A 13233-nucleotide genomic window follows, 5' to 3' on the forward strand; every position below is an offset into this window, starting at 1 on the left:
AGTTGACCAGATCGAGACCTGCCAAGGCGCTATTTTCGCTTTCTTTGCAATCGTTCATTTGTCATCCCCCATCGTGCAAATTCCTTACTGCCGAAACCAATGTCATCTTTCCGCAAATATCCTCGGGGGTCGCCCGAAGGGTAGGGGGCAGACGCCCCCTATTTGTCGATGTGAAGCGCTGGCAGGAATATTTCCGCTACACCGCGACGGCCATCGTGCCTGCCAAGCTGAACAACCAGGTCGATGCTGTTAGCGCAATATCGCCAAACCTCTTGAAAGGTCATGTTCATACCAACGTCCATCACCATAAGCGCCAAGCGATCCAGCGCCTTCTTTGCTGTATCAGCGTGGATAGTTGTGAAACTGCCCCCATGGCCGGTGTTAATTGCATCAAGGAAGGTTTTGCATTCGTTACCACGAAGCTCACCGAGAATGATGCGATCAGGGCGCAGACGGAGCGTTGCTTCTAGCAATTTCGCTGCTGTGACTTCGCCGCCTTCAACTCGCTTTGCACGAAGGCAGACCGAGTTAGGTTGCTCCGGAAACAGCTCAAAGGCGTCTTCAATCGTGACGATACGCTCTTGCGGTTCAACGAGATCGAGAAGGCCGCGCGCAAACGTGGTTTTACCACTTGAGGTTCCGCCAGAAATCAGAATGTTCAGCCGGTCCTCGATGCAAACCCGCATCGCGTCCTCGACTTTGCCTTCTTGGGCCAGATCCGCGACATGTTGAGCGCGCTCGCGCCGTTTTTCTTCAAGATCAACAAGACTCCCATGCAGAAGGCCCATTTTCTCAAGCGAAATCTTAGTGTGGCTATATGAGCGGAGCGTTATAGCCGTTCCGCCTTCGATTGCTGGTTCTGCGATAACCTGGGCGCGAAGCGGGCGACCAGCATATTCGATTTTTCCGGATAGAACGGGCTTGGCTACAGAGAACTGTGCCCCAATATCAGATGCTATCGCGGTGCCGATGTTGTTGGCGTCAATCTTTTCGAATTTGTGTGAACAATGGAGCGCCATGTAAGGCGCTCCCTGTTTCTCTATCCAAACTGTTCCGTCACTGTTGATGGCAATCTCGACAATCTCACTGTCTTTGAGCAGATCCTTGATTGGCGTGAAATAGGCTTCAAGAAAAGAGCCGGCGTCGTCCATCAATAGAACTCCAAGTCACGATCAACCATGATCGTCACACGCGCGCCTTGCTCCACAGTGATGATCGGGGGCAAAGTCGCATATTCGTTGATTACGTCTGCACTCGCGTTGGCAAGATCGTCGCCTATGTCCTCGGCTGTGTCGCGAGCCAATTCGCTGTCCGAAGCATAGGCGTTCGCTGCGATTGACGGAGCTGCGCCAATCAACGACACCAAAGCAGCGCCGCCAAACCGCATTCCAAACCGTGAGTTAACACGACCCGTTACGCCCGACCGCCCTTGTTGATCACCGCCATAGGCCGCAATCTGGACTGACTGGCCTTCTGGAGTAACCAATCGCGACCAACGTACCAGAATACGTCCCTGTCCAAGTGAAATGTCAGAGCTGTATTGACCAAATACCTTCGATCCTGAAGGGATCAGAATGCCCGATCCATCAAATGAATATACCGGTTCATTAACCATGGCTGTAACAGCGCCGGGCAATGAAGAATCGATGGCATTTTCCAGTGTCGCCGCGATCATTGTACCCTGCACGACAGTCCTCGACGGGTTTGCGATCACTTCTGCTGAGGTCACTTCAACAGGAGAAGCGCCGCTTTCGACAAATGCCCGATTTCGTTCATCAGAGGTTGGATTTCTGGATGTTGGGGAGCTTTGGCCCGCTGATTGATCTGTCGATCCGCTCGATGCTCTCTCATCATAAATCACGGATGGAGATTTAATTCGCGCGGCCATGATTGCGCGTTGTTCCTGCCGGATGCGCTCAAGTTCAGCTCGTCGCTCGCGCTCGGCCGCGGCCTGTTGTTCGGCAAGCCTTTGTGCTTCGGCATCTTGGGCCAAACGCTCTGCTGCGAGGCGTTCTGCTTCAAGTCGGGCCATTTCCGCAGAGGCGTTCTGTTGCTCAGCCTCAGACAATCTTGCTTGAAGCCCTTCGATCTGCTGATTCATTGCCGCTTGCATTTCTCGCAAGATACGGGCGTTTTCCTCATTCGCCGCTGTAACGGCGGCTGAGATCTGTTCGGCCAACTCTTGCTGCCCTGCACCTGCGTTATCCGATATGCCACGAAGCTGCGCTTCGAGCTGCCGAACCTGTTCTTGTAATGCACGCTCGCGCTCGGCCATTGCCCGCCGCTGTTCTTCCAGCTGTGCATCAACACCCGAAAAATCGAACGATGGTTCTGGCTCAGCTTCACCCGGTTGGATGCGCGCAAAACTATTGTCCGGCGAACCTTCCTGAAACTCTAGTGAACCGGATGTTTCCAGAGGGGCCTTGTTGTCGGGCGCGATCAGCGGATAGGCCAAAAGCCCCACCATGCCGAGCACGCCTGCGCCAACAATTGCTTTTGCAGCGGTGCCAGGGCCTTTGGCTTTCTTTTTCGATTTTACTTCGTACTCTTGATCTTCAGCCATGATTAAAACTCCTTCCCAGCAAGCGCAGCAACAGTTGACCGGCTACTAACCGTCCCACCTTGGATGCGTCGTATGCAGACGACTTCGTTGCCGATCCGAACCGAGTATTCAGAATGAACGCCGCTCACACGGACAACGCGACGCCGCGACGAAGTGTTTGTTGTGACCTCATATCCAGAGGCGTTGACACGAAAGATTGAAGGACGCGTGTCGTTCCGAAACTCGAAGAATGTATTCCTACCGTCATTCCAAACGCGCACAGGCCGGAAGTTTGCATTTCCTGAGAACTGGTATCCAGTGTCGCGTGAGCCGGTCGCAGTAACGGTTCGGCGCGGTCTGTCGTCAGGAAAGTTGACAACCACGCGGAAGGTTTGGCGCTGCACGCTTCCCTCGGTCACATAAAAGGCGATTGCGCGGCGGTTCGTGTAAACTGTCATGTTCGAGCTTGCACGAGCAATCACGGGCTTGATGGAGATAGTCTGGCGGTTTGAAAGCACTTCCACTTCGAAGCTTTCACTGTCGCCCAACAGAACCTGCGTGATCCTCTCACCATTCCCAAGCTCAATCGCTGTATTTACGCGAAGATGGGTATGGACACGGATTACGTCAGTCGGATTATAGGTGACGTGCGTAACCCTCGCATCGGCACCCATAGTCGTCGGTTTTCGCTCAGCAATGGCGGGGGTCGCCGCCACCAAAAATGCCGCGCCGATAATAGTTGTTATGTTAAGTTTCCTGTTCATTGCTACTTACTCCCCAAGCGTTTCGGCATCGACACGGAAGGTCGTGACTGTGAATCCAAGCGGATTTTCCCAGACTCGTTGGAGCTGGCGTTCCCGTCTTGGCTCGAACTCAAATCCAACAGTTGCAACGAAGGATCTGGTAACGGCCTCTTGCCGAGGCCGGCGAAGCGATTTTTCAAACCGCACCTGCGCGACGAGCGGTTCTAGGAAGTTGATTGCCTTGATCCTGACGGAGACCTCAGATCCTTGGCCGTAAACGCGCGGTGGATAGCTTTCATTGTCACTGCTATCGGTCCAAAGGCGGCGAAGAGAGTTTTGCGCGCTGCCACTTGAGCGACGCTGTACGCTTTCAAGACGCTCTTGAATGCCCGCGAGGATGTAACTCTCACGATCAGTCACATACGCGACCAAGAGCGCTTCCTTTACAGCTTCTTCGTCCGAAATTCCCGTGGGCTGGACCTGCACAATCCGCTCAGCTGCACCGGTTGTTTTGTCAACCAGCACCGTGAAGACCTCTGTTTCCTTCAACGGCATCATGAAAACGATTGCTGCACCCAGCAGCAACGATAGACCGCAAGATGCTGTCGCTACCTTCCATGCCAGCCGTTCACTACGTTTCGGCTGCAACACCAAGTCTACATCGAATCCTTTTTCTGACATTGGCTGCCCTTCCTTCAAACTCGTCAATTCCGTTTATTTTCTCAGTCGGTTCGCAAGATATTGAACCTTGCTGACCGTCGCGTGTCCGACTTTCGAGGCTCGGCTTGCTCCAGCATCGAGCGCCTGACCTCTGGCGGCGCGATATGCCCCACCAATGGCTCCACCAGTTGCACTGGCCCCAGCTTTACCGGCGTCAAGACCTTTACGGCCCTGCACATAGGTTGCTGCGGCAGCAGCGGTTAGACCAATCCCGGTTTGTGCAAGTGAAGAAGATGTGCTGGGGATCATTGCCATAAGGCCAGTCCCCAAAAGCATGATCACGATGAAGCTCACCATATCCCCTATCGTGTCAACGGAACTCAGATCGTCGGGAACTACATCGGTGGCAGCGGCTATAGTGAAGCCCGCCATTGCAGCCGCCAATAGCGGTACAAGTGCGAAACCGAGAGCCATTTTTACATAGGCTTCGAAAAATGGTGCTGATTGTTTGAAAAGAGCGGTCGCCACTGCAACTGGTCCAAGAATGATCAGCACGCCGATCATGAGCTTCGCGCCGCCGATCATGATGACACTGACAACGGCCATAAGTGCGGCGACCAGAAACATCAGCACGCCCGCAATAGCACCTGCTATAAAGCTACCGTTCTGGCTTACGGCGTCTCCTACATCGAGCGCACGGCCATACAATTCATCTAGGCCGTCATAAAGGTTTGTGACACTACCGCCTGTGATTTCGTTAAGCACCACGGCACCAAATTCGGCTGGTGCGTCAGTCAGGACACCGTAGACAGCATCAAAATTGTTGAAGGAACTCACGAATATATAGACGAGAGCAATCCGTAACATGAGGCTGACGCCGTTCTGCAATGTCATAGGAATGGCTTGAATGGCGAGGTTAGCGCCAGTCAGTGCAATGATGAGTACCGACCCCACCTGCACGATGGGCAGCACTTCAGCGGCAACCGAGTTAAAAATCGTGCCGCCGATGCTTGCAACCGCCGTGTCCACTGTCGTGAGAAGGGTTTCAATCACTGCCAATTTTTATTCTCCCCGGCAGTTGGCGCTGTGAAACGCTCGGTAGTTTTCATCTATGGCGCGACGATTGCTCTCTCGCTCATCACGCATCGCGAAAAAGACCTCTTCGGTCATAGTTTCGGTCGTGACGCCGAATTGTTCCTGTAACAAGTCGTCAAAACTCGCAGCTGCCGCCAAGCATTCACAGCTTTGTTCGGCCAACCGAATTTCGCGCAGCTTCATAAAATACCACTGCTTTGCAGCGCCGTGATGGAACGGATGAGCTGTTTCGAAGTACCCGGTTTTTGCTGGCTCCCTATCGCATATCGCAGTGCGGTCTTCCTTGAAGAACAGCATTTCTCGACGCTGCATTTCCTGCATGATTTCAAGAAGCAAATCTGCGTCTTCAGAAACGACAGCCGCGGCCGCAGCGCCTTGCAGCTCTTTCGGGTTCATCGCCTCTATGTCCTGTGACAATGCGGGTGTGCAGACAGCCATCAGTGCGAGTGCGAGAAGACTTTTCCTGATCATTCTGCCGCTCCCGAGAAGTCGAAGAACGCGCGCTCTTTGGCCTGTTCTGCGGCCCAGTTGATGCCGTTCTGACCCGAAGCAAGCCCTTGTGCGGCATTCAAGCGCCACATCTGGCCCAGCATGTAGTTGGTCTCAGCTGCCATTCTGGTGTTGAGATCCACTGATTCTTTCAGCGTGTCCGCACTGCCAATCTCGTCAACAAGTCCAGATGTGCGTTCGATGCTCTGCCCCGCTTCTTCATAGGACAATTGTGCAGCCGCCATTGCTGTGGCGTTTGCTGCCGCTGTTTGCGCGATCGTGCCATCCGACACATTGTCGGAGCTTGAGAGCCCGCTCAGTGTTTCGGGTGTAAACCCTGCGCCTGAGAGCGTGTCTTGAACAGCTTCGGCGGCCATCTTGTCGCCCATGGTGACTTCGCCATCCAAAAGGCTGTCCAACAGGCCATCGAAATCGCCAATGGCGAGCGAGTCCATGAAGCCGCTTAAATCGGTGATTTTCTCAGCACGGCTGCGAATATCCTCGACCGAATTGTACAGATTGCCGATTTCGTTGAGACCCGTGATTGATCCCAGGACGTTTTCCAGCAATCCGTTAATGTCGGTCAGCTGTTGGATCTGTTCTTGCAGCTGTTCGATCTGCTGAAGCTGTCGCTCAGCATCAGCCAACGCCTGCTGCAATTGCTCGATGTTCTTGGCGAGGTTGGACCCGTCGATAACAGGAACGCCCTGGGCATAGACAGGCGCAGCACCAATGGTTCCGTTCATACCTGCGGCCACCAGGGCCGCGCAAAGAAATGGTTTCAGTTTCATTCGTTGTACTCCCAAAAGGTGGTTGCTTGAAGTTGTTGCGAGGCTTCGTTCAAACCTTGCGCAGCTTCGACTTTCACATGAGCTGCGCGCAGGCGCAGCGTCAGAGCCATCAGACGTGCCCTTTCAGCCATCAAATAGGTATTCCAGTCGTAGGCTTCTTTGACGTTCTGAGGGTCGCCTTGATCAAGGATTGCCGCGATCCGGCGCATCGCTCCGTTGATCTGTTCGGATTGATAGGAGCCATAACCCATCGAGGCATCTGCATAGTTGCCCCATGCGGCATTCGCCCCGTCGATCCCATCCAGCGATCCTGTCATATCGACACCTGTGATCACCGAAAGATATTCGTCATAGTAACCCTTGATACGACGAACATAGTTCTGAGTTTCTTCAAAGGGCGGAATGCCGCCATACTTGTTCACGTTGCCCGGGCCAGCGTTATAGGCCGCAAGGGCATAATCTACGCGGCCATACCTCGCAAGCTGGGTCAAAATGTACCGCGCGCCACCATCTAGGTTTTCCCACGGATCGTAAGGGTTCACGCCGAGATCCGCAGCGGTCCCAGGCATCAGCTGACAAAAACCCCGCGCTCCTACATGACTTACAGCAGCATTGTTGAAACGGCTTTCCTGTTTAATCAGCGATTGAAACAGAATGCGCCAGGTCAGCGGATTCAGACCAGCCGCCGACACACCGGCATGGCCTTCATACCGCCGAGCAACGGTAATAATCATCTGTTCAACAGAAGCATTGTCACCAAACAGGCGCTGTGCATCTTGGTTTTCCGTTTCTGTGACGGGGTAGGCTTCTGCGGCACTTGGGAAGTTGACCGAGCCGCCCTCTATCCCAGCAACATTTGTTGTCCCCGTCGATTCCGCCAAAAACCGCTCATAAGCTTCCCGTTGCTCTTCCTTCAGCTCAACCAAGCTGTCGCGGTTTTCGATCTTCGTACCCTGGTCAGTAGCATCACGCAGCGCTTCGGTAAGCCGCGAGATATTCTGAGCCAGATTATTCCCGTCAATCACTGGAACGCCCTGCGCCAGCGCCGACGAAGCGACACTGGTTGCGAGAAGAAACGCAGCTGCCTTAGAAGCTCTGGTAGTCGCAATCATAGCGCCCCCCCGGAGTGTCACTCGCGCTGATCGTGAAGTGATTTGTTGCGTTCCGCGTAACAACATAAGTGCCATCAGCGCTTCTTTGACCAAAGCACTCTGACTTACGACCAGTGGTTGTTCCCTCGCAGGCTGCGAGGGCGGCCACAGCCGCAATCATCACTATAATTCTCATAGCATTTCCTTCCAGAATTGAGGGTTTTGCCGCCACCCGTGGGGGGCCTTTTCTTCGCCGGTTCGACCGCCACCGAGGACGGTCAATGCGCCGCCCAAACCCGAGAGATCATAATCCACGAAAACACTGTCCCCTGCTGACCGGATCAGGGCGATGCGCGCTCCACCAGCACCTGCACAGAGAAACGCGGCTTCACTTTCGTTTGTCCGAAGGATTTTATAGTCTTCGGGCTTCGCACGGTTGTTCGGGAACAGAATTTGCGTGTTAACTGTTTCAGCAATGATTTGCCCGACCTGGCTTTGTTCCAAGTGCCCCGGCGTCTGTGTCAGCATCACAACCACACAGTTCTTTTTCCGCATGGTAACAAGCCAGTCGTGCAGCCGTTTCACGAAGATCTCGTCATTGAGCATCTTCCATGCTTCATCAATCACGATCATTGTGGGTTCGCGGTCTTCAATCACGCGCTCGATACGGCGGAAGAGATAGGCCAAAACGGCGGAACGCTCGGTGTCGAGATCAAGGATTTCGGACATATCAATGCCCACAATCTCTTCACCCATCTCAATAGGCGCATCTGATTTCTTACTGAAAATCCAACCGTACCGACCTTGCTCCGTCCACTCTCGTACTCTTTCCAGCAGCTCGCCGTTGTCGTCTGTGGATGCAACAAGAGATTCCAGCCCTTTGAAGTTGCGCAGATTTGGGGCTGCGGATACGATCTGTCGAACGGCATTGTTCAATGCGACTGTCTGCGTCGTATCAAGCGATTTGTGACGCCCCAGAATGTCGCTGAGCCAATCTGTAAGCCATGCTGTTCCACGTTCATCTGTCTCGGTTTGGAATGGGTTGAAGCCTGTTGCTTCACCCACTCGAATAGCGCTGTAGCTGCCATTCATCGCGCGAACAGCCATTTCCAAACCTTGATCCTTGTCGAAGACAATAACCCGAGCGCCCACCCGACGAGCCTGAGCCATCAGAAATGCTGTCCCAAGCGTCTTACCTGAGCCGGGACGACCGATCACAAGCGTATGTCCCGCGCTTGGTTCTTCAGTACGTTTGCCAGTTTCATGAAAATTGAAGCGATACGCACTGGATGAGACCGTTGGCAGAACCGTGATATTCTCTCCCCAAGGGGACATTTCAGCTGGCCTGCCGCCCGCGCTTTTGTGGAACGCTGCAAACTCCGAAAAGTTGTTCGATGAGTTCATGACCGCTCGCGGCCGATAGGACCAGTTGCCCGGCGCCTGCCCATAGAAGGTTGTGGAGAACGCGCCCTTAAAGACCGCAAATTCTGCCCGCTCCCGAACCAGCGTTGCGCCTGTTTCCTGAGCAGCTTGCCAAACCTCGGACGTGGCTTTTTCAAGCTCGTCACGAGTGCCTGCAACGATCATGATTGACATGTGATGCAATCCGTAGACCTGTCGTCCGGACGCCACATTGTCTGCCGACTCTTCCAGTGCCAGAGCATCTGAGACCGCCGCGTCGTCGGTGGCCTTCATCTGCCGACGAACAAGCTTCATTTTCTCGACGGTCGTGTTGTTCCGTAGTGGCGTGAAGCTGTTGGTGATCACAATGTCATGCGGCAAATCCAGCTTATCAAGCATGTCCGGTGTGGACTGCGCGCAATATGCGTGAATGCCCAACATCGAGGCATATCGCTTGTTCTGACCATCGCTGATTTCAACAACACGATCTTTGAAGGTGAACGTGCTGTTAGAAACAACATTTGAAAGATATTGCCCTGGCAAAGCATGACGCTTTTGGAAAGGTTGGCCTTGGATCGTTCCCAACAACCCCAGCCATTCGCCATCCTTTAGGTTCAGACGCCTAAAGCCCGTGTCTTTCTGCATCCCTTCGAGAATACGCATTGCTTCATTGAGACGATCAATGCGTTCCATCAGCTCGGCCCGATACTCGGCTTCTTCCTTTTGGGGAGAAAGCCAAGCACCTAGGCCGAGCTTGTCCGTGAGTGATGGACGCAGAAACACGGATAAAATGATCACACGCCGTTGCAGTTTTCGCCGGTCTAGCTCGCTCCGCCAGCGGGTATCCACTTGCGTTGAAAACCCGTCAAAATCGACTGGTTTCAGGTCAAGCTCTTGCGGAACAGTGATCTTATTGACGTAAAAACCAAACTGTTCACCAAATTGTCCGACTTGCCGCGCGAACGCTTCGGCTTGAACGTCGACTTCAACTTCTTCTGACGTCAAACTGTCCAGCCCGCCGATCACAGCACTTGCCATCAGATCGCCTTGCCGGGTGATAATGATTTCATCGGTCAAACCCGCGAGATATGGGATATGACGCGCTGCCGGATCTTCTTTCAATACTTCGGCTCCAAGTAGTTCCTGTGTCGCTTTGTTCGGAGCGCTCAACATTGGCGCATAGCTATCGCCGCCGTGGATCTTCCGGTTTTTTGTTGGCGGGGTCTTCGAGTAAACCGTTGCCATAATTTCAAAGAGGTGCGGATTTCGATCAGCGATGAGCCACAACACGGGATAAACGACCGGGATCAGGAGCATGAATTTCCATTCATCCAGCGCGACGAATGGAATGAGCGCGCCGAGCATCAACCCAATGAAATAGCCGATTGGCAGTCCAAAGAATTTCGGCGGTCGCGTCAGGCCAAGGAAAACTGGTGTTTCTCGCATTGTGCATATCCAAACGGTGAAGCCTCGCGCCGCAACTTGCGGCGCGAGGCAATGTGTTTACTTAAGGTGCGGCGAAACCGTCGATGATTGTTGCGGCCGAGAAGACCAGAACCACACCAAAGAAAATGGCGAGGAACAAAGGCCAGTTAAGGCGACCCGTGAACATCATGTAGCCAGCTGCCACAACGGCGAGGATGGCGATCAGCCGCCCGATCGGGCCAGTCAACGCATCCACGACGGTCTGCAACATGTTTTCCAGCGGATCGAGGTTCTGCGCCAAGGCAGGCTCCGCCGCGAGTGCAAAAATTGGCAGGACTGCAAACAGCAATCCCACATTTGTCTTCATCCATTTCCCAAGGGTTTTCATGTAGTCTCCTGTCCAGTTGTTTGATGGAAGATTGCGAGCACTTTCCTGACGTGCCCCTGTGTTTCTCGATAAGGCGGAATGCCGCCGTGCCGAGTGACTGCCTCTGGCCCTGCATTATATGCAGCCAAAGCCAATTCTTTTGACCCAAACCGTTCGAGTTGCATCAGCAAGTACCGGGCTGAACCGTGTAGGTTTTGCCTTGCATCATTTGGGTCTACACCTAGTCGCCGTGCGGTTGCGGGCATGAGCTGGCCGAGGCCAATTGCCCCTACATGCGAGCGCGCCGATTGTCTGAAATTGCTTTCAATGGCGATATTCGCTCGAAACAACGCTACCCACTCGGTTGTTGAGAGGTCCGCTGCGCGGATGCCTCTATGTCGTGAGTAGTGAAGTGCAATTTCTTGAATCAAACCTTCGATCTGCGGACTACCACGCCGACCGGTATTTGGAACCGGAAGAGACACCGCCCTTGGAGGCGGCGTGTCTTCCTCTGCTTCTGGAAGGGGCTGTCTTGGACGTTCAAGGTCTAGAACACCCGACACCAAAGGCCCAGAAGACCTCTGAACGGTCGAATACTCACCACCTGTTACATCCAAAACTTCGGCTTGTGCGACCTGGCAGAAGGTTGATGCCAGAACTGACCAAAGAAACCCTTTACTAGTGGTCGCTACTCTTACTTGAACAGCCTTCGTCAATTCGCCACACCCCTTTTTCACCCGCCTTCAGCGGGAAATCAGGGACAGTTATTCGAAGTTCTTTTGCAAAAGCGGCGAGACCATTCACGGTCACAATTGCCTTCGGTTCCACAGTCTTCCACACAACCACCTGAGACCGGTATGTTTCGCCGTCTTCACCCTCACTGAGTAAGAAGAAGATCCAGCGACCGCGCATCTGGCTTCCGTCCTTATGGACTGTTTCTTCGCATTCGACTTCGAGCCGCCCCCCTTCACCCAGATCCTTCTTCACTTTCGCTAAGACGGTCACTGGCGAGATCGTTTCCATATTGGGGCTCCGGTCGTTTTTGATTTGTGGACGACAGGAGCAATAACCAACTTTCGCTAACGTCACCATAGTGAAGATGCCGATAGCTAGTTAGTGATGCGGGAAGTGGTTTTAAGTGTCAACAGCTATTTAACGCTTTTCAACATAGCTATTGCGGTCGTTAGCTTCTTGACCTTATGTTCCTCACAAATTGCCAGATGTACCCAGCCTGGACATTGGCACCTGTAACCAGAGGTTGATAGGCGACTAACATGACCTTACGGCATACGCCATACCTGAACCAGCCTAAGAGGAAAGCTTGCTCATTGCGCTCGCGTTCTCGCAACGCCTGTCCAGCTACTAGGTTTTGTAAGCCGTTGCAGGTACTTACAGCAGCACTGTGTTTGCTGTCGTTCAGCTCGCAAACAGCAATCACCCAAGAAGTATTCTGCGTTCCCCCTGCCCTTCCTGTTCTGCCATCCGATCCTGAAATGCAGATCGAGTATCGAAGTGAACTCTCGCAAGAGTATAATGACTATTTCCGCCTTGCCGCCGAATACCTTAACTGCCTGAACGCCTCGGGTTCGGCCACTCGTGAAGGCATCCAGCAAGCAATTACCGACTATAACCATCTTCTTAACCTTCCGGCCAAGCCGCGACAAGGAGTAGCTGACGGCTCTGATAGCTATCTATTGCAATGAAAGGTGGTTTTGTGCTTAAAAACTATCAATTGATTGGAGATTTGCCATGAAGCTACCCCGCAACTTTATCCACGCCGCCGCTGGCGTCGCATCGCTTTTCGCACTTGCGGGCGCACCAGCTCCGGCGAAAGCACAATCATATCAAATTGACTGCGCTATCCTTCTTTGCCTATCCGGCGGCTGGCCTGCGTCTGTGCCCTGCGCTCGCGCTCGTGCCGAGTTCATCCGGCGCATTACACCCTGGCCCATCGAGCCGCCTTTGCAGATTTGGCGCTGCCCCATGGGCGCATCATTTGATGTTGAGCCATCGACACTGACCGCTGACCGCATCTATGAAATTCTCATGGACGACAGCGCGCCCAAGCAATCTGTTCCAACAGCCCCACTCACGGATCTACAGTTGGAACCGCAGCCCGCCGTTTTCCGCAGAAGCGGCGGGACTGCACAACGTCTCCCCGAAGACACCATGCTTCAGCTCATCAACGGCCTAAGCACGGAAAACGGCGTCGCTGACATTGATATTGGCGGCAAGGACTTCGATTTCGTGCGTTCTATCCGCCTTTTCCACGTCCGGTGGGCCAATCAGAACGAAGGCCGGGAGGACTGTAACCGGTTTTCGGTCGTTGAGCTTGGAACTTACGGCACCCAAGGCGATTTCAACTGGCGTCGCTCCTCGGTCGGTGCCCTTCCCGCTGCACACACAGGTTTGGAAGGCTACGGGTCCAACTGTCCCAGCATTTGGCATCGCTCCGTCTTCATCGACTGGCGCGACTATGAAGGCAATTACGGTTTCGAGCAGGTGAACTACTAACTGTTGTGGCCCCCAAATCGTGGGCCACAATAATTGCGACGGACTACTAATTTCTATATGTCTGATGCCAAGAACATAAGAATCACGAGGCAGATACAATGAAACCAACGGAAAG

At 53.6% G+C, this 13233-nt stretch carries 14 protein-coding genes; 2 read left to right on the top strand and 12 right to left on the bottom strand.

The features are described from left to right. Positions 1 to 158: 158 nt before the first annotated feature. From virB11 to GAL_RS21335, 12 genes are all read right to left on the bottom strand, one after another. Positions 159 to 1151, bottom strand: coding sequence for a P-type DNA transfer ATPase VirB11 (virB11, locus tag GAL_RS21280; protein WP_024099663.1), 993 nt, complete (start codon positions 1149 to 1151; stop codon positions 159 to 161). Next, positions 1151 to 2563: a TrbI/VirB10 family protein gene (locus GAL_RS21285; RefSeq protein ID WP_024099664.1), complete on the bottom strand. Its 1413-nt coding sequence runs from the start codon at positions 2561 to 2563 to the stop codon at positions 1151 to 1153. The genes virB11 and GAL_RS21285 overlap by 1 nt, the downstream gene beginning before the upstream one ends. A gap of 2 nt (positions 2564 to 2565) precedes the next feature. Beyond that, positions 2566 to 3306, bottom strand: coding sequence for a TrbG/VirB9 family P-type conjugative transfer protein (locus GAL_RS21290; protein WP_024099665.1), 741 nt, complete (start codon positions 3304 to 3306; stop codon positions 2566 to 2568). A gap of 6 nt (positions 3307 to 3312) precedes the next feature. Continuing rightward, positions 3313 to 3966 carry a virB8 family protein gene (locus tag GAL_RS21295; protein WP_024099666.1) on the bottom strand — a complete coding sequence of 218 codons (654 nt, stop codon included), beginning with the start codon at positions 3964 to 3966 and terminating at the stop codon, positions 3313 to 3315. 33 nt (positions 3967 to 3999) lie between these two features. Continuing rightward, on the bottom strand, positions 4000 to 4998 hold the full coding sequence (locus tag GAL_RS21300) for a type IV secretion system protein (protein ID WP_244462828.1): 999 nt from the start codon (positions 4996 to 4998) through the stop codon (positions 4000 to 4002). Positions 4999 to 5007: 9 nt separating this feature from the next. Continuing rightward, the gene (locus tag GAL_RS21305) at positions 5008 to 5511 is read right to left on the bottom strand and encodes a hypothetical protein (protein WP_024099668.1); all 504 of its coding nucleotides are present in this window, start codon (positions 5509 to 5511) and stop codon (positions 5008 to 5010) included. Continuing rightward, positions 5508 to 6320 carry a type IV secretion system protein gene (locus GAL_RS21310; protein WP_024099669.1) on the bottom strand — a complete coding sequence of 271 codons (813 nt, stop codon included), beginning with the start codon at positions 6318 to 6320 and terminating at the stop codon, positions 5508 to 5510. Before GAL_RS21310 ends, GAL_RS21305 begins: the two co-directional genes overlap by 4 nt. Then, positions 6317 to 7432: a transglycosylase SLT domain-containing protein gene (locus GAL_RS22920; RefSeq protein WP_024099670.1), complete on the bottom strand. Its 1116-nt coding sequence runs from the start codon at positions 7430 to 7432 to the stop codon at positions 6317 to 6319. The genes GAL_RS21310 and GAL_RS22920 overlap by 4 nt, the downstream gene beginning before the upstream one ends. 171 nt (positions 7433 to 7603) lie before the next feature. Beyond that, complete coding sequence (locus GAL_RS21325) at positions 7604 to 10258, bottom strand: VirB4 family type IV secretion/conjugal transfer ATPase (RefSeq protein WP_024099672.1); 2655 nt, start codon at positions 10256 to 10258, stop codon at positions 7604 to 7606. Between the two features lie 61 nt (positions 10259 to 10319). Next, positions 10320 to 10625, bottom strand: coding sequence for a TrbC/VirB2 family protein (locus GAL_RS21330; RefSeq protein ID WP_024099673.1), 306 nt, complete (start codon positions 10623 to 10625; stop codon positions 10320 to 10322). Then, positions 10622 to 11341 carry a lytic transglycosylase domain-containing protein gene (locus tag GAL_RS23030; RefSeq protein ID WP_407674859.1) on the bottom strand — a complete coding sequence of 240 codons (720 nt, stop codon included), beginning with the start codon at positions 11339 to 11341 and terminating at the stop codon, positions 10622 to 10624. The genes GAL_RS21330 and GAL_RS23030 overlap by 4 nt, the downstream gene beginning before the upstream one ends. Beyond that, positions 11283 to 11627 (bottom strand): hypothetical protein, encoded by a 345-nt coding sequence (locus GAL_RS21335; protein ID WP_024099674.1) that lies wholly within the window; start codon positions 11625 to 11627, stop codon positions 11283 to 11285. Before GAL_RS21335 ends, GAL_RS23030 begins: the two co-directional genes overlap by 59 nt. 356 nt (positions 11628 to 11983) lie before the next feature. Here GAL_RS21335 and GAL_RS22600 point away from each other — a divergent pair, with 356 nt between their 5' ends. Further along, positions 11984 to 12307, top strand: coding sequence for a hypothetical protein (locus GAL_RS22600; protein ID WP_123619014.1), 324 nt, complete (start codon positions 11984 to 11986; stop codon positions 12305 to 12307). Between the two features lie 46 nt (positions 12308 to 12353). Then, entirely contained in the window at positions 12354 to 13118 is a 765-nt protein-coding gene (locus GAL_RS21340) for a hypothetical protein (protein ID WP_024099675.1), read from the top strand. Positions 13119 to 13233: the final 115 nt, after the last annotated feature.

The sequence above is a fragment of the Phaeobacter gallaeciensis DSM 26640 genome, assembly GCF_000511385.1.
Taxonomy (GTDB): Bacteria; Pseudomonadota; Alphaproteobacteria; order Rhodobacterales; family Rhodobacteraceae; genus Phaeobacter; species Phaeobacter gallaeciensis.

Bases quoted from the DNA above. Each gene is read 5' to 3' on its own strand.
- virB11 (WP_024099663.1), bottom strand. From the start codon at position 1,151: ATGGACGACGCCGGCTCTTTTCTTGAAGCCTATTTCACGCCAATCAAG.
- GAL_RS21285 (WP_024099664.1), bottom strand. From the start codon at position 2,563: ATGGCTGAAGATCAAGAGTACGAAGTAAAATCGAAAAAGAAAGCCAAA.
- GAL_RS21290 (WP_024099665.1), bottom strand. From the start codon at position 3,306: ATGAACAGGAAACTTAACATAACAACTATTATCGGCGCGGCATTTTTG.
- GAL_RS21295 (WP_024099666.1), bottom strand. From the start codon at position 3,966: ATGTCAGAAAAAGGATTCGATGTAGACTTGGTGTTGCAGCCGAAACGT.
- GAL_RS21305 (WP_024099668.1), bottom strand. From the start codon at position 5,511: ATGATCAGGAAAAGTCTTCTCGCACTCGCACTGATGGCTGTCTGCACA.
- GAL_RS21310 (WP_024099669.1), bottom strand. From the start codon at position 6,320: ATGAAACTGAAACCATTTCTTTGCGCGGCCCTGGTGGCCGCAGGTATG.
- GAL_RS22920 (WP_024099670.1), bottom strand. From the start codon at position 7,432: ATGATTGCGACTACCAGAGCTTCTAAGGCAGCTGCGTTTCTTCTCGCA.
- GAL_RS21325 (WP_024099672.1), bottom strand. From the start codon at position 10,258: ATGCGAGAAACACCAGTTTTCCTTGGCCTGACGCGACCGCCGAAATTC.
- GAL_RS21330 (WP_024099673.1), bottom strand. From the start codon at position 10,625: ATGAAAACCCTTGGGAAATGGATGAAGACAAATGTGGGATTGCTGTTT.
- GAL_RS21335 (WP_024099674.1), bottom strand. From the start codon at position 11,627: ATGGAAACGATCTCGCCAGTGACCGTCTTAGCGAAAGTGAAGAAGGAT.
- GAL_RS21340 (WP_024099675.1), top strand. From the start codon at position 12,354: ATGAAGCTACCCCGCAACTTTATCCACGCCGCCGCTGGCGTCGCATCG.